General features: G+C 65.5%; 15 protein-coding genes. 10 read left to right on the top strand and 5 right to left on the bottom strand.

The features are described from left to right. The first annotated feature begins 30 nt into the window (after positions 1–30). Positions 31–3,318: an error-prone DNA polymerase gene (locus BH683_RS21640; protein ID WP_084838347.1), complete on the top strand. Its 3,288-nt coding sequence runs from the start codon at positions 31–33 to the stop codon at positions 3,316–3,318. Positions 3,319–3,464: 146 nt separating this feature from the next. Here the strand turns inward: BH683_RS21640 and BH683_RS29065 are convergent, their stop codons facing one another. Continuing rightward, positions 3,465–3,608, bottom strand: coding sequence for a hypothetical protein (locus BH683_RS29065; RefSeq protein WP_246833515.1), 144 nt, complete (start codon positions 3,606–3,608; stop codon positions 3,465–3,467). On the opposite strand from BH683_RS29065, the gene BH683_RS29060 reads away from it, so the two are divergent. The 3 genes from BH683_RS29060 to BH683_RS21625 all read left to right on the top strand — a co-directional run bounded on the left by BH683_RS29060 (position 3,598) and on the right by BH683_RS21625 (position 5,782). Then, positions 3,598–3,825 carry a DUF167 family protein gene (locus tag BH683_RS29060; protein ID WP_246833514.1) on the top strand — a complete coding sequence of 76 codons (228 nt, stop codon included), beginning with the start codon at positions 3,598–3,600 and terminating at the stop codon, positions 3,823–3,825. The genes BH683_RS29065 and BH683_RS29060 overlap by 11 nt on opposite strands. A 201-nt stretch (positions 3,826–4,026) precedes the next feature. Next, the gene (locus BH683_RS21630) at positions 4,027–5,304 is read left to right on the top strand and encodes a reverse transcriptase family protein (RefSeq protein WP_084838345.1); all 1,278 of its coding nucleotides are present in this window, start codon (positions 4,027–4,029) and stop codon (positions 5,302–5,304) included. Positions 5,305–5,362: 58 nt separating this feature from the next. Continuing rightward, the gene (locus tag BH683_RS21625) at positions 5,363–5,782 is read left to right on the top strand and encodes a hypothetical protein (protein WP_084838344.1); all 420 of its coding nucleotides are present in this window, start codon (positions 5,363–5,365) and stop codon (positions 5,780–5,782) included. A gap of 12 nt (positions 5,783–5,794) precedes the next feature. On the opposite strand, the gene BH683_RS21620 is transcribed toward BH683_RS21625, so the two are convergent. Beyond that, on the bottom strand, positions 5,795–6,259 hold the full coding sequence (locus BH683_RS21620; RefSeq protein WP_084838343.1) for a tRNA (cytidine(34)-2'-O)-methyltransferase: 465 nt from the start codon (positions 6,257–6,259) through the stop codon (positions 5,795–5,797). Positions 6,260–6,302: 43 nt separating this feature from the next. Then, a complete protein-coding gene (locus BH683_RS21615) occupies positions 6,303–6,914 on the bottom strand; it encodes a TetR/AcrR family transcriptional regulator (protein ID WP_084838342.1) in 612 nt (203 codons plus the stop codon). Between the two features lie 77 nt (positions 6,915–6,991). Between BH683_RS21615 and BH683_RS21610 the strand changes: the two genes are divergently transcribed. The 6 genes from BH683_RS21610 (at position 6,992) to BH683_RS21585 (ending at position 12,004) form a co-directional block, all read left to right on the top strand. Then, on the top strand, positions 6,992–7,399 hold the full coding sequence (locus BH683_RS21610; RefSeq protein WP_084838341.1) for a RidA family protein: 408 nt from the start codon (positions 6,992–6,994) through the stop codon (positions 7,397–7,399). Between the two features lie 32 nt (positions 7,400–7,431). After that, complete coding sequence (locus BH683_RS21605) at positions 7,432–8,037, top strand: pentapeptide repeat-containing protein (RefSeq protein WP_084838340.1); 606 nt, start codon at positions 7,432–7,434, stop codon at positions 8,035–8,037. Beyond that, positions 8,034–9,068, top strand: a complete 1,035-nt coding sequence (locus tag BH683_RS21600) for a hypothetical protein (RefSeq protein ID WP_084838339.1) — start codon at positions 8,034–8,036, stop codon at positions 9,066–9,068. Before BH683_RS21605 ends, BH683_RS21600 begins: the two co-directional genes overlap by 4 nt. Before the next feature lie 47 nt (positions 9,069–9,115). Then, positions 9,116–9,985: a bifunctional methylenetetrahydrofolate dehydrogenase/methenyltetrahydrofolate cyclohydrolase gene (locus BH683_RS21595; RefSeq protein ID WP_084838338.1), complete on the top strand. Its 870-nt coding sequence runs from the start codon at positions 9,116–9,118 to the stop codon at positions 9,983–9,985. Between the two features lie 5 nt (positions 9,986–9,990). Then, positions 9,991–10,344 carry a DUF3017 domain-containing protein gene (locus tag BH683_RS21590; RefSeq protein WP_084838337.1) on the top strand — a complete coding sequence of 118 codons (354 nt, stop codon included), beginning with the start codon at positions 9,991–9,993 and terminating at the stop codon, positions 10,342–10,344. A 181-nt stretch (positions 10,345–10,525) separates the two neighbouring features. After that, on the top strand, positions 10,526–12,004 hold the full coding sequence (locus tag BH683_RS21585; RefSeq protein ID WP_084838336.1) for an Hsp70 family protein: 1,479 nt from the start codon (positions 10,526–10,528) through the stop codon (positions 12,002–12,004). A gap of 24 nt (positions 12,005–12,028) precedes the next feature. Here the strand turns inward: BH683_RS21585 and BH683_RS21580 are convergent, their stop codons facing one another. Together BH683_RS21580 and BH683_RS21575 are read right to left on the bottom strand one after the other, a co-directional pair. Further along, positions 12,029–13,171: a homoserine O-acetyltransferase gene (locus BH683_RS21580; protein ID WP_084838335.1), complete on the bottom strand. Its 1,143-nt coding sequence runs from the start codon at positions 13,169–13,171 to the stop codon at positions 12,029–12,031. A gap of 1 nt (position 13,172) precedes the next feature. Beyond that, positions 13,173–14,489 carry a bifunctional o-acetylhomoserine/o-acetylserine sulfhydrylase gene (locus BH683_RS21575; protein ID WP_084838334.1) on the bottom strand — a complete coding sequence of 439 codons (1,317 nt, stop codon included), beginning with the start codon at positions 14,487–14,489 and terminating at the stop codon, positions 13,173–13,175. Positions 14,490–14,516 lie beyond the last annotated feature (27 nt).

Below are 14,516 nucleotides of genomic sequence, written 5' to 3'. Positions count from 1 at the left end.
CTGTCGAATGTATGTTCGATATAGTGAGGTATGGGCTGGCACAATGGCCCTCCGACCTGGTCGGAGATGGAGCGCGTTCTTTCCGGACGGCCGACTGCTGGTGGGCGTCCGGGTGAGACATTCGCCGGTGACGGTGGTGACAGTCCGGCCTGGTCGCGCAAGCGGGGGCCCTACGAGGCAGGTGCTCTTCATCGCGGTGTTTCTGACACTCGGTACGCCGAATTGCACGCCCACACCTCCTACAGTTTTCTCGATGGCGCCAGCAGTCCGGAAGAGATGGCCGAAGAGGCCTACCGGCTCGGGCTGGAAGCGCTGGCGATCACCGACCACAACGGTTTCTACGGCGTGGTGCGGTTCGCCGAGGCGGCCCTGGAGTGGGAACTGCCGACGGTCTTCGGGTCCGAACTCTCGCTGGAACACGACTCGGCCCGCACGGGGGTGGCCGACCCGGATGGTGCGCATCTGCTGGTGCTGGCCCGCGGCCAGGAGGGCTACCGGAGATTGTCCCGGCAACTCGCGGACGGGCACATGGCGGCGGGCGAGAAGGGGTTGCTCCGATTCGACATCGACACCCTGGCCCAGGCCGCTGCCGGGCACTGGCTGATCCTCAGCGGCTGCCGTAAAGGAAGTGTGCGACAAGCCTTGTCGACCGGCGGTCCGTCCGCTGCGGAAGCGGCACTACGGGCGTTGATCGAGAAGTTCGGTCGCGAGAACGTGGTGATGGAGTTGACGGCGCAGGGCGCCGCCGATGACGATGAGCGCAATGCCGCACTCGCCTGGGTGGCCCGGCGCAACCGCGTCGCCACGGTGGCCACCACCGGCGCCCATTTCTCGGCGCCACATCGCAGGCGGTTGGCGATGGCGATGGCCGCGGTCCGTGCCAGGCGCAGCCTCGACGACATGGACGGTTGGCTCGGCCCGCTGGGCGGGGCGCACCTGCGCAGTGGTGACGAGATGATGCGACTGCTCAGCGCGCATCCCGACGCCATCGACAACGCCGCGATGCTGGCCCAGGATCTGGCGTTCGGGCTGCACTTGATCGCGCCCAAACTGCCACCGTTCGATGTGCCCGAGGGTTACACCGAGAGTTCGTGGCTACGTGAACTGACGGCCAGGGGAGCGCTGGAGAGGTATGGCCCACCCCAGAGTCACCCGAAGGCATATCAGCAGATCGAACACGAATTGAACGTGATCGACTCGCTCGGATTCCCCGGCTATTTCCTGGTGGTACACGACATCGTCTCGTTCTGTCGCACCCACGACATCCTCTGTCAGGGTCGGGGCAGTGCGGCGAACTCGGCGGTCTGTTACTCCCTCGGGGTCACCGCGATCGATCCGGTGGGGAACAGCCTGTTGTTCGAACGATTCCTGTCCCCGGCCAGGGACGGCCCGCCGGACATCGATGTCGACATCGAATCGGACCGCCGCGAAGAAGCCATCCAGTACGTGTACCAGCGGTACGGCAGACAGAACGCCGCACAGGTGGCCAACGTGATCACCTACCGCGGCAAGTCGTCGGTCCGCGACATGGCCCGTGCGCTCGGCTATTCGGTGGGACAGCAGGATGCCTGGAGCAAACAGGTGCAGCGATACGACAAGGCCCAGCCCACCGACAGTGATATCCCCGATGACGTGCTCGAGCTGGCCGGTCAGATCAACGGCATGCCCAGGCATCTGGGGATCCACTCCGGCGGGATGGTGATCTGCGACCGCCCGATCGCCGATGTATGCCCCACGGAATGGGCGAGGATGCCCAATCGCAGCGTCTTGCAGTGGGACAAAGACGACTGTGCGGCAATCGGATTGGTGAAGTTCGACCTGCTGGGTCTCGGTATGCTCTCGGCCATCCACTACGCCATCGACTTTCTTGCCGAGCATCGCGACATCCACGTCGATCTGGCAAAGATCGACCTCACCGAGGCCGCCGTCTATGACATGCTCTGCAAGGCGGACACCGTCGGGGTGTTCCAGGTGGAGTCGCGGGCGCAGATGGCGACCCTGCCCCGGCTCAAGCCCCGTGAGTTCTATGACCTCGTCGTAGAGGTCGCGCTGATCCGGCCGGGTCCGATCCAGGGCGGTTCGGTGCACCCGTACATCCGGCGCCGCAACGGCCTGGAAGAGCCCACCTGCGAACACCCCTCGATGGAACCGGCATTGCGCAGAACGCTCGGGGTGCCCCTCTTCCAAGAGCAGCTGATGCAACTGGCGGTGGACGTGGCGGGCTTCACGTCCGCAGAGGCCGATCAGCTGCGTCGGGCGATGGGGTCGAAGCGTTCCCCGGAGAAGATGGAGCGACTGCGGGCACGGTTCTACGAAGGAATGGAAGAGCTGCACGGCATCACCGGTGAGGTGGCCGACCGTGTCTTCGAGAAGATGGCCGCGTTTGCCAATTTCGGCTTCCCAGAGAGTCATTCGCAGAGTTTCGCCTCGCTCGTGTTCTATTCGTCCTGGCTCAAACTCCACCATCCCGCCGCATTCTGCGCCGCCCTGATCAAGGCGCAACCCATGGGTTTCTACTCACCACAGTCACTGGTCGCCGATGCCCGGAGGCACGGCGTCAAGGTGCACGGGCCGGACGTCAACCTGTCGCAACCGCACGCGGACCTGGAGAACGCCGGCTTGGACGTACGGCTCGGGCTCGGCTCGGTGAAGCACATAGGTATCGACCTGGCCGAGGCGATCGTCGCCGAACGCGAATCAGGTGGGGCGTTCACCAATGCCGCCGACCTCTCTCGGCGCTGCGACGTCAACACCCGGCAGCTCGAGGCGCTCGCGACCGCAGGTGCGCTCGAATGCTTCGGGACCAGTCGGCGCCAAGCCCTCTGGGATGCGGGTGCGGCAGCGCAGGAGAAGTCCGACCGGCTCCCGCTGCACGAGATCAACACCTCGCCCACGCTGCCGGGGATGAGCGATGTCGAGATGGCCGCCTCGGACGTCTGGGCCACCGGGGTCAGCCCGGGGAACTACCCGACCGAGTTCATCCGGCCACAACTGGACGCCCTGGGCGTGATCGCCGCCGTCGATCTGCTGTCGGTACCCGACGGCTCGCGGGTGCTCGTCGGGGGAGCGGTCACTCACCGGCAGCGGCCCGCCACCGCGTCAGGGGTGACCTTCGTAAACCTCGAGGACGAGACCGGGATGATCAACGTGGTCTGCTCGGTGGGGTTGTGGGCCAAGTACCGCAAACTCGCCCAGACGGCCCCGGCCCTGCTCATCCGCGGCCGGGTGCAAAACGCTGAAGGAGCCGTGACCGTGGTGGCAGAACGCCTCCAACGCATGGACCTCAGAGTCGGGACGAGGTCAAGGGACTGGGCTTGAGAGGTGCTGGTTTGGCTCGCTCCGCTCGCGGGCTGTCGGCCCTTCAGCGCGTCGTCTTCCTTCGTCGACTCGGTCGCTGCGCTCCCTCGCTCCTCCGTCCAGACAACGCGGGGCCGACCGCCGGGTCCTCGCATCGCTGCGCTCGCTCAGACCTTCATGCGTGTGGTTCCGTCGAGCGTGCCGAAACAGCCGCTGACCGTGCCGCAACAGTCGTTGAGCGTGCCGCAACAGTCGTTGACCGTGCCGTTGTTCGCATCGAGCGGGCCCATAATCGCTTCTGTGGACGACATCGTGGTGACCGTCAAGCCGAACAGTCGCAAGGGGCCGCTGGTCGAGGTTGCAGACGACGGTGCTCTGACGATTTTCGTGCGTGAACCAGCCACCGAAGGCAAGGCCAATGCCGCCGTTGCGCTCGTGTTGGCGAAGCATTTCGGCGTGGCCAGGTCTCGCGTCATCCTCACCGGTGGTGCGACCGCTCGCACGAAAAGGTTTCGTATCGACCGATAGTCGATACGATGGCACCTGTGCGCGGTGGGGAGGTGAGAGTGGGTTCTTCGAACCCGTCTCAGGGGCAACCCCTGGGTACATCTCACAGTTGGTATCAGCGTCCGACGCCGTCGGGCACGCTCCGCGTGCTGCGCGGCGCCGCCGACACAGGTTCGTGGTCACCTCCCCGCCGCGTATCCGACTCATGACCGGCCCCGCTTCATGACCGACAGCTATTCCCTGGGTGGTCTGGGTCCTGACTTGCGCCTGTCCGCCGACTCGGTCGAGCAGCTGCTGACCAGGCTCGAGGTCGATCCACGGTGGACGGTCTCAGCGATCGTGGAGATGCTCGTGGCGACGATGGAACAGGCTGTGGTCACGGAGCTACTCGGAATGCTGCTCGAACGATTCCCCGAGCGGCCCACCGATCTGGCCGCTGTCCGCACCTTCCTCACGCCGCTGATAGGCGCGCCGCGCCGACGCGCGTTCGAGGATCCGGACGAGCCGAGCATGCGCTTCGACCTGCCCCGGTTACATGACTACTCGGACGTGGCCCGCTGGCTCAACCTGACTGTCGGCGAACTGGAGTGGTTCGCTGATCGCGGTCACTGGCTACGTACGAAAGACGGCCCGCTACAGCATTACCGGTACTGGCAGGTGCCGAAACGCCACGGCGCCCGGATGATCGAGGCCCCCAAACCCCACCTTCGGGAAATCCAACGGCGCATGCTGCGCACCATTGTCGACCACATCCCACCGCATCGGGCTGCCCAGGGGTTCGTACCCGGCACCTCGACCGCAAGCTTCGCCTGGCCGCACACCGACCGGCCGGTGGTGGTCAGGCTCGACCTGCGGGACTGCTTTACCTCGATCGGAACAGCCAGAGTACGGGCTGTTTTCGACGCGGTGGGCTACGAGAGGACCGCGAGGGTCCTGGCAGAACTGTGCACGACCACCACGCCCATCAGCCATCTTCGGCACATCGATCATCGGCAGGCGACGCTGCTGAGGCAGCGGCACCTACCGCAGGGGGCGCCGACCTCTCCGGCGTTGGCAAATCTCGTCATGCGTGCCATGGATCGCCGCATCTGGGGATACGCGCAGCGAAACAGATTGCATTACAGCCGGTATGGCGATGACCTGGCGATCTCAGGCGATCACATGAACCCGGAAGCAGTGTTGTGGGTGGTACACCGCATCATCGCCGACGAAGGGTTCACCGTGCATCCGGACAAGACGAAGACGATGCGTGCGCATCAACGCCAGCAGTTGGCCGGGCTGGTGGTCAACGATCAACCGCGCGTCGCCCGACATGACTACGACAATCTGCGTGCATTGCTGCACAACGCGATTCGTACCGGCGCGCAGGGGCAGAACAGGTCGGCGCACCCGAACTTCCACGCGCATGTCCACGGCAAGATCGCCTGGATCGGGGCGACCAGCCCGCGGCGCCGAAACATCTTGCTGGCGTTGGCGGAGCACGTGGACTGGGACCGCTGAAGATGAACACCCCGCGACCGCTCTATGCCTCCGAGCGGAAGGCGCCTAACATCGGTAAATGAGCCTGAGCAATTATTCGAGCAATCTCGACCGCCAAACGCCCGGTGCTGCGGACCCCAGCGACACCAAGCAGAATCTCGACGCCCAACTCGAGCACGTTCTCGGACTCGAGGACGGCTGGCAGGGTGCCGGCTCACTGGCCCCGACCTCGGCTGCCAAGGAATTCTTCGAGAAATATTTCGACGGGCTACAGAGTTCGTACTGGGCGGAATCAACGCCCACCGCGACCCCTGAAGGGGGGCTCCACATGGAATGGAGCCGCGACGGCAGTGCCTACTCCGCAGACATCCTGGCAGGCGGTCAGCTGCTGCTGAACGTGGTCGCCCCGACCGCGGCAGACAATGCCGAACTGCATATCGAGGAACCGACCACCGCGATGCTGCGCAAGTTCATCATGCGTGGACTGCCGATCGACTGATGCGCAGACCGGCTACACCGCGCCAGGAAACCCGTGCTGTCGCCAGGCCTCGTACATCACGATGCTGGCGGCGTTCGCCAGGTTGAGTGATCGCCGCCCTGGCAGCATCGGAATGCGAACCCGCTCGGTCACGTGAGGGTCTGCGAGCACGGTGTCGGACAACCCGGTCGGTTCGGGACCGAACAGCAGCACGTCGCCCGGTTGGTAGCTGATGTCTGTATAGAACGTGTCCGCGTGAGCGGTGAACGCATAGACCCGTTGTGGGGCAAGTTCTTTCCAGGCGGCGAACAGGTCGGGGTGGACGGTCACCGAAGCCATGTCGTGGTAGTCGAGCCCGGCTCGCTTGACCTTTGGTTCCGACAAGTCGAAGCCGAGCGGTTCCACCAGGTGTAATTCACACCCGGTGTTGGCGGCGAGCCGGATCGCATTTCCCGTGTTCGGTGGGATGCGAGGTTCATGGAACAGCAGTCGAAACACCCCCTGAGCTTGCCGCACGGGTCGCACCGTCGACAAACCGGTGTCAGCCCGGTAGTGCCCATCCTGACTCCACGGACCTCGCGCACCGGCTCGGTTCGTCCCCCGCGGAGACGAACAACGCTGTCAGCATGGGTACGGCGTGGGCGAGTGCAGATTCGGGTAGGGGACCGCCTGCCACCAGAGATGCCAGCCCGTGCCCGATCATCCACTGCTGGGTCGCCAGCGCGGTCGGATCGAGATCGGACCGGAATCGTCCTGCGCTCGAACAGCGTTCGGCGCCGATGACGAGATGGTGCAGGCTTGCCTCGGCTGCAGCCGCGTCCTCCAGATCCGCGCTGGTGTCGAACATGACCCGGTACAGATCGGGGTTCTGCAGCGCGTTCGACAGATACGCGACGCCCATCATGGTCTGATCGCGGACCGGATCGTCGGACATCTGCAGGTCGGAGAGTCTGGCGGCGAGGCGAGTGAAGCCTTCTTGGCGCAGCGCCTTCCACAGGCCGTCCATGCCGTCGAAGTAGGTGTACACCGCCATCGTCGACACCGACGTCCCCGACACCAGAGAACGCAACGTCACCGATTCCCGCGCACGGAGCATCTGTGCTGCGCGTTCGATCAGCATCGACCGGGTCTGAGGATTTTTTGTCCGAACCATGGCACCACAATACATAACATTGCTATATTTACGATACGGCGACCCGCGGGCGGCGCCGACGACCGAAAGGGAACCCCATGGCCGTAGAGCTGATCAACCCAGAAGGACTGCCGAAACCCGATGTGTACCGCCAGCTCTCGATCGCGACAGGATCCAGGCTGGTGTTTCTTGCCGGACAGGTGGCGAGGGATGCCGAGGGCAACCAGGTCGGCGCGGGAGACTTCGCTGCGCAGGTCGAGCAGGCATACCTCAACATCGGAACTGCGCTGACGGAGATCGGCGGCTCGTTCGACGACGTCGCCAAGCTGACCATCTACGTGGTGGATTGGTCGCAGGACAAGTACCCTCTGCTCGGTGAGGGCGTCGCGAGGGCGGCGGCGAAGCTAGGTGTCGATCCGGTGAAGCCCATCACCCTGCTCGGCGTCGCATCTCTCGGTGAACCCGACCTCATGGTCGAAGTCGAGGCGACCGCAGTGCTCGACTGATCGCCACGGGTGAGGCGTGTAGACATGGGCACATGAGTGTTGAGGTTTCCACCGACGAACGGTTCGACTTCGCTGACTTCTCCAATGAGGACTGGTCCGAGCGCGAGTATGTAGGCTGCAGCTTTGTTGAATCGGATCTGAGTGAACTGCGCACGCGCGGTGTGACATTCACCGATTGCGACTTCAGCGGGGCCAACTTCTCCCGATCGAGTCATAGCGCGAGCGCATTCCGCAACTGCCACTTCGAACGGGCGCATCTGAACAAGGTCGAGATGACCGACTGCAGCCTGCTCGGCACCGTGATCACGAACTCGCGCGTTCGGCCGATGACATTGATCGACTGCGACCTGTCGCTGACGTCGATCGGTGGTGTCGATCTGTCGGGGGTGGTGCTACGAGGTTGCCGGCTCCGTGAGGCCAACCTGTCGGATTCGACGCTGATCGGTGCAGACCTGTCCGGGGCCGACCTCACCGGGGTGCGCGCCATCGGCACGAAACTCGACAAGGCGGATCTGCGTGGTGCGCGAGTGGACCCGGTGCTCTGGCTGCAGGCGTCCGTGGTCGATGCCCTGGTGGACGCCGGCCAGGCGCTGGAATTCGCGGCGGCCCACGGCCTGCGTATCGGAGGGCAGGGGTGACCGCTCGATCGACGGGGCGAAAGCCGGCCATCGCACCGGTCAAGTGGACGCCGACCCCGGTGGACACCGCAGGCTGGCCCACGCCGCTGACACCGGAGATCACCGTGATCGACGTCGGCTCGCCCTCGCCCGAGGACGTCGTCGCCGATGATCGCGGCCGGATCTGGACAGGGACGGTCGACGGGAACATCATCGCCATCGACGCCGCTACCGGCCGGTGGGAAGTGGTCGCGAACACCGGCGGGCAGCCGTTGGGGCTCGAGGTCATCGGTGAGACGCTGCTGATCTGTGACAGCAGGCGCGGTCTCCTCTCGATGGAGTTGAGCAGTGGGGAGATCGAGGTCGTCCTCGATCACATCGACGGTGTGCCGTTGACGTTCTGTTCCAACGTCATCGTCACCCGCCATTCCGGCGGTTCGGCACCACGACCGGTCGAGCTGCACCTGACCCAGTCGACGACCCGGTTCAGCCTCGACGACTACAAGGCCGACATCATCGAGCACGGCGGGTCGGGACGACTGATCCGGGTGGACCTCGGGGACGCGGTGCGGCCGCCGCAAGCGACCGTTCTGCTGACCGGCCTGCAATTCGCCAACGGGCTGGTGCGCCATGACGGCCGGTTGGTGATCGCCGAGACCGGCGACCGCAGTCTGCGTTCATACCACCCGCTGACAGGCGAGAGTGACGTGCTGCGGGGTGGTCTGCCGGGCTATCCCGACAACTGTTCACTGTCTCCGGACGGTGAGCATCTGTGGCTCGCGATGGCGGGCCTGCGCAGCCGCCCGCTGGAACTCCTGGCGGGTCATCCACGTCTCCGGCGATTCGTGTGGACGATCCCGGATCGATTTCTCCCGGAACCGGACGCACCGCTGTGGGTGCTGAAGATCCACCTGCCGAGTGGGCGAGTGGTCGCCGACCATCGGGTCGATCTTCCGGGGTTCGGTCAGAGCACAGGAGTCGTCGAGAGCAACGGGCGAGTGTGGATCGGCGGCATCGGTTCGTCGCGCGTTGCGTGGTTCGACATGGTGTAGTGACGGGGCAGGCGCGGCCGGCGGGCGGAACCTGAAACAATGGCGTCGTGAGCGCAGTCGTACTTGATGGAAAAGCCACCCGCGACGAGGTCTTCGTCGACCTCAAGGAGCGTGTGGACAAGCTCCGGGATGTGGGCGTCACGCCCGGTCTCGGCACCATCCTCGTGGGTGACGACCCGGGATCGCAGGCCTATGTGCGCGGCAAGCACAACGACTGCGCGAAGGTGGGCATCGCGTCCATTCGTAAGGATCTCCCCGCGGACATCACCACGGAGCAGCTGAACGCCGCGATCGACGAGCTGAACGCCGATCCGGGCTGCACCGGCTACATCGTGCAGCTGCCGTTGCCGAAGCACCTGGACGAGAACGCGGCCCTCGAGCGCATCGACCCCGAGAAAGACGCAGACGGCCTGCACCCGATCAATCTCGGCCGACTTGTGCTCGACGGCGCCGGGACGGGTACGAGCGCGTTACCGTGCACGCCGCGCGGCATCCTGCATCTGTTGCGCCGGTATGACGTGCCGGTCAGGGGCGCTCACGTCGTCGTCGTGGGCCGCGGCGTCACCGTCGGCCGTCCGATCGGGCTGCTGCTGACCCGCCGCACCGAGAATGCCACCGTCACGCTCTGTCACACCGGCACTCGCGACCTGGCCGCCGAGGTCTCGCGGGCAGACATCGTGATCGCGGCGGCAGGGGTCCCCGGACTCATCACGGCGGCGATGGTCAAACCCGGCGCCGCGGTGATCGATGTCGGTGTCAGTCGAACGGCCGACGGGCTCGTCGGCGATGTCGCACAGGACGTCTGGGACGTGGCCGGGCATGTCTCACCCAATCCGGGGGGAGTGGGCCCGCTCACACGGGCGTTCTTGTTGGCGAACGTGGTCGAACGCGCCGAGGCCGCGTTGGTTCGCGCCTGATCGCGATGCCCAGTACCTCGGCCACCGAGCCGACCACCCCGGGCAGTGGTCGCGCTCGCGCGCGGCGACTGCATCGTGTTCGGCAACTGCGCTGGGTAGTGGTCCAATTACCGTTCTTGGCGGTGATGACGGTTGTCATCGTGGCGGCCATCTTCCTCATCGTCGATCGCTGGCGGCGCGGCGCGTTCGTCTTCGGATCGGCGGCCTTGCTCGCGGCCCTGTTGCGCGCGCTGATACCGACATCTCGGGTCGGACTGCTCGAAGTCCGCGGTCGCTTTTCAGACGTGGTCTCGATGACACTCGCCGGCGTGGCGATCCTCTGGTTGGCGACCTCCATCGACCCTTTGGGCACAGATTGATTACAATGGTTCGTGGTACTGCAACTTGAACTTGCAGCCAGTAAAGATGGAACACTTTCATCCTTACGGGCGATGCAGTTCGCAGAGGGCAGTGTTGGGGTGGTGAGAGCGGCCCCGCCGGGGGATGGCAGCAACTGCGCAACCCGGACGACCGAGACCATCATCGAGCCGGAAGAGAGTCATGACCACCTCACTGGGTTTGTCCGCAGGCAGTGGAATGATCCACTGTGTACTGCTGACCACCGATGAGGCCGGTCGAACTCACACGGTCAACCGCGTCATCGACGTCGACCCCACGGACGGACTCACCCGGGCCGGCCGGGTCAATTCCGGCATCGACCTCATGTTGGGGCAAGCGCGTGACAACGACACGAACGTGGGCGCGATCGGGGTCGCGTATCGAACCGACGAGCAGGCACGAGAAATCGCCTCACGCGGTACCGGCGCGAAACGCCAGATCCATCTCGTCGCGGAGACCGAGGCGGTTACGCACCACCTGATCTCCACCGGAGAGATCAACCGTTTCGGGTCCGTCGTGGTGGTTGATCTGGGCGACACCGGGATGAGCTTGTACACGGTTGATCCCGCGACCAGGCGCATCGGTCATCACCAGCGCAGTACAGCGGTGTCGGGCAACACGCTCGACGCCTTGCTCACCTCGGAACTCACCAGTACGGGAAGGGTCCGCGGCCGTCGCAAGTCCAGCGTGATGAGCGCGTGCCGGACGGCCAAAGAGGAGCTGTCCGTCAACGAATCAACGTCGATCATGATCGGCAACCCCGCACTGCCCGTGCCGGTGACCCGCACGGCACTCGAGCGGCTTCTGCGGCCGATGGCCACTGCCGCCGCGGATGAGGTCGCCGCGTACGTCGCGACCCCGCGTGCAGCGCGTCCCGAGGCGGTTGTCCTGGTCGGGGGTCTGGCCCACATCCCACTGCTGCGCGACCTGGTCATCGAGCGCAGCGGTCTCGAACCGATCTTGCCCCAGGCCCCGGAATCCGTCGCCGCGCGCGGCGCCGCAACTCTCGCCGCGGCCGGAACCAGGACCTCGACGTTGGCGTTCATCGGGGGACGACGCAGTCGCGACTGGCTGTCGGCAGCACCCCTGGCGGTTTTCGGCGCGTTACTCGCGGGAGCGTTGATGACGGTGTACGCCGTGGGGTCCTCGCTGGCGGGTAATCCGTCGACTCCCTCGACGCCGTCGTCGGTCACGGTCGAGGCCGAGGCGACGACCACGTCACCACCGCCGCCCTCCACCGGCGAGTCGCGCGTGCCGCCCGCGGTCACCTCGCCGCAGCAGCAGGTCTCGGTCACCGCGGCGTTGCCTCCGGCGACAGTCGGGGACAACAGCGGGATCGGAGCGGGAAGCGGTAATCAGGATCCAGGATGGGCGACAACGGAATTGCCCGCGCCGAGCGGACCGACCGAGCAGCCGTCGACCTCGACGTTGAGTACTTCACTGTGGCCGTTCCCGATCCCGTCGATCACCTGGCCACCACCGCTGGGTCAGCTGCCGTCGAGCGCGCCCGGCGCCACCGCGACGACGACCCCGCCGGCCTCCTCGTCGCCGTTGCCCACTACGCCGCCTGCGGAGAGTGCTCCGGCCGCACCGCTTGCGCCACAGCAGGACTCGGTGCCCACCACGCAGCCCGCGAGCTGATACGCCGTGGCCTGAAGCCGGCGGCTAGCGCCGAGCGAGATCTATGGTCTTCTTCAGAAGCTCTGCGATGGCGTCGAACTCGGTCAGGAAACCGTCGTGGCCATTGTCCGAATGCACCACGTGCAACCCGCCGACGCATCCTGGCATGAGTTCGGCCAGCTCGACCTGCTGACGCAAGGGGTAGAGCCGGTCTGAATCGATGCCACCGATGACGACGGGGACCCGGCAGCTTTGCAGCGCCGCTTCGACACCGCCGCGGCCACGCCCCACATCGTGGTGGTTGAGGACCTCGGACAGCACCACGTAGCTACCGGGGTCGAATCGATGCACCAACTTGTCGGCCTGGTGCTCGAGATAGCTCTGCACCGCGTAGCGGCCTCCGTTGAGTGGATCTTCGTCGCCCTGAGGCGAATTCGCGAAACGCTCGTCCAGTTCCAGCTCGTGCCGGTAGTACATGTGGGCGATGCGTCGAGCGATGCCGAGCCCAGCGGTGGGGGCACGGCCGGAGCCGTGGTAGTCGCCGTTCTGCCAATTCGCGTCCGAGGTGATGGCCGCGATCTGAGTGGTCTGAGTGCCGATCTGATCGGCCGACGCCCGAGCTCCGACAGCGAGGATCAATGCGCTGCGGACCCGGTCGGGAAAGCCGATCACCCATTCGAGTGAACGAGCACCACCCATCGAACCGCCGAGGACCGACGCGACCGAGTCGATCTGCAGGGTGTCCATCAGCGCGACCTCAGCGCGCACCTGGTCGAGCACGGTGATGTGCGGGAATCGCGAACCCCACACGCGCCCTTCGGAATCCAACGATGCCGGCCCTGTTGAGCCGCGGCAGCCGCCCAGGACATTTGCCGAGATCACACACCACTCGTCGGTGTCCACAGGACCGCCGGGCCCGATCAGCCCATCCCACCAACCGGGGGAGGGCTGATCGGGCCCGGCAGGTCCGGTGACGTGGGAGTCGCCGGTGAGTGCGTGTAGAGCGAGCACGACGTTGTCGCGTGCCGGCGACAACGTGCCCCAGCGTTGGAACGCCAGGGTCACGTTGTCGATGCGCTGACCGTTGTCCAACTCGAGAGGACCGACCGACACACTGGTCAACTGCCCATCCGGAAGGGATTCCCAGTCCGGATGAGTGCGCGGTGGCGTGTGCGGGTCGATACTCACCTCACTTGGCCGCGGCGAAGCCGGTGTCGAGGTCGGCCAGGATGTCGGCGATGTTCTCGATGCCGACGGCCAGGCGCACGAGGCCGGGGGAGACACCTGCGGCGATCTGCTCCTCCGGGATCAGCTGCGAGTGGGTGGTCGACGCGGGATGGATCACCAGCGAGCGCACGTCGCCGATGTTGGCGACGTGGCTGTGCAGGGTGAGTGCGTCCACGAACTTCTTGCCCGCGTCCACACCACCGGCGATCTCGAAACCGATGATCGCGCCTTGACCGCGGGGCGCGAGTTCCTGGCCGCGCTTGTACCAGCGAGAGGATTCGAGGCCGGCGTAAGCAACAGACTCGACCTGCGCGTGCTTGGACAGGTACTCGGCTACGGCCTGCGCGTTCGACACATGACGCTCGATGCGAAGGCTCAGGGTCTCGATGCCCTGCGCGATGAGGAAGGCGTTGAACGGCGAGATGGCGGCACCGGTGTCCCGGAGCCACTGGACCCGGGCCTTCAGTGCGAACGCCGGCGCACCGAGGTCGGCGAAGATCGCACCGTGGTAGCTCGGGTCCGGCGTGGTGAAGCCGGGGAAGAGGTCCTGGCCGTCACGCTGCCCGCGCCAATCGAACGTGCCCCCGTCGACGATCACGCCACCGACCGAGGTGCCGTGGCCACCGAGGTACTTGGTGGCGGAGTGGACGACGATGTCCGCACCGTGGGCGAGTGGGTTGATCAGATACGGCGTCGCGACAGTGTTGTCGACGATGAGCGGAAGGCCGGCCTCGTGCGCGACCCCCGAGATACCGACGAGGTCGAGGATCTCGTTGTTCGGGTTCGAGATGGTCTCACCGAACAGTGCGCGGGTGTTGGGCTGGATGGCGGCGCGCCAGCTGTCGAGATCCTCGGGATCCTCGACGAAGCTGACCTGGATGCCGAGCTTCGGCAGGGTGTAGTGGAAGAGGTTGTAGGTGCCGCCGTACAGGCGGGGGCTCGAGACGACGTGGCCACCGTTCTCCACGACATTGAGGATCGCGTACGTCTCTGCGGCCTGACCTGACGCGACGAGCAATGCCGCGACGCCACCCTCTAGCGCGGCGATGCGCTGCTCGACCGCGTCCTGCGTCGGGTTCATGATCCGGGTGTAGATGTTGCCCGGCTCTGCGAGACCGAAGAGATTCGCGGCGTGCTCTGTGTCGCGGAACGTGTACGAGGTCGTCTGGTAGATCGGGAGGGCCCGCGCAGAGGTCTGCGAGTCGGGGGCCTGACCGACATGGACCTGCTTGGTTTCGAAGCTCCAGTTGTCAGCCGGATTGACGTCGTTGTCAGACATGCAAGAATTCTCTTTCTCGGTCGGTGA

The organism is Williamsia sp. 1138, from assembly GCF_002095435.2.
GTDB lineage: Bacteria > Actinomycetota > Actinomycetes > Mycobacteriales > Mycobacteriaceae > Williamsia.
The sequence above is the reverse complement of the archived record's forward strand: the minus strand, read 5'-3'. Positions and strand labels throughout refer to the sequence as shown.

Excerpts from the sequence above, each read along its gene's own strand:
- BH683_RS29065 (WP_246833515.1), bottom strand. The coding sequence starts at position 3,608 with ATGTCGTCCACAGAAGCGATTATGGGCCCGCTCGATGCGAACAACGGC.
- BH683_RS21630 (WP_084838345.1), top strand. The coding sequence starts at position 4,027 with ATGACCGACAGCTATTCCCTGGGTGGTCTGGGTCCTGACTTGCGCCTG.
- BH683_RS21590 (WP_084838337.1), top strand. The coding sequence starts at position 9,991 with ATGCCCAGTACCTCGGCCACCGAGCCGACCACCCCGGGCAGTGGTCGC.
- BH683_RS21640 (WP_084838347.1), top strand. The coding sequence starts at position 31 with ATGGGCTGGCACAATGGCCCTCCGACCTGGTCGGAGATGGAGCGCGTT.
- BH683_RS21610 (WP_084838341.1), top strand. The coding sequence starts at position 6,992 with ATGGCCGTAGAGCTGATCAACCCAGAAGGACTGCCGAAACCCGATGTG.
- BH683_RS21605 (WP_084838340.1), top strand. The coding sequence starts at position 7,432 with ATGAGTGTTGAGGTTTCCACCGACGAACGGTTCGACTTCGCTGACTTC.
- BH683_RS21575 (WP_084838334.1), bottom strand. The coding sequence starts at position 14,489 with ATGTCTGACAACGACGTCAATCCGGCTGACAACTGGAGCTTCGAAACC.
- BH683_RS21625 (WP_084838344.1), top strand. The coding sequence starts at position 5,363 with ATGAGCCTGAGCAATTATTCGAGCAATCTCGACCGCCAAACGCCCGGT.
- BH683_RS21615 (WP_084838342.1), bottom strand. The coding sequence starts at position 6,914 with ATGGTTCGGACAAAAAATCCTCAGACCCGGTCGATGCTGATCGAACGC.
- BH683_RS21585 (WP_084838336.1), top strand. The coding sequence starts at position 10,526 with ATGACCACCTCACTGGGTTTGTCCGCAGGCAGTGGAATGATCCACTGT.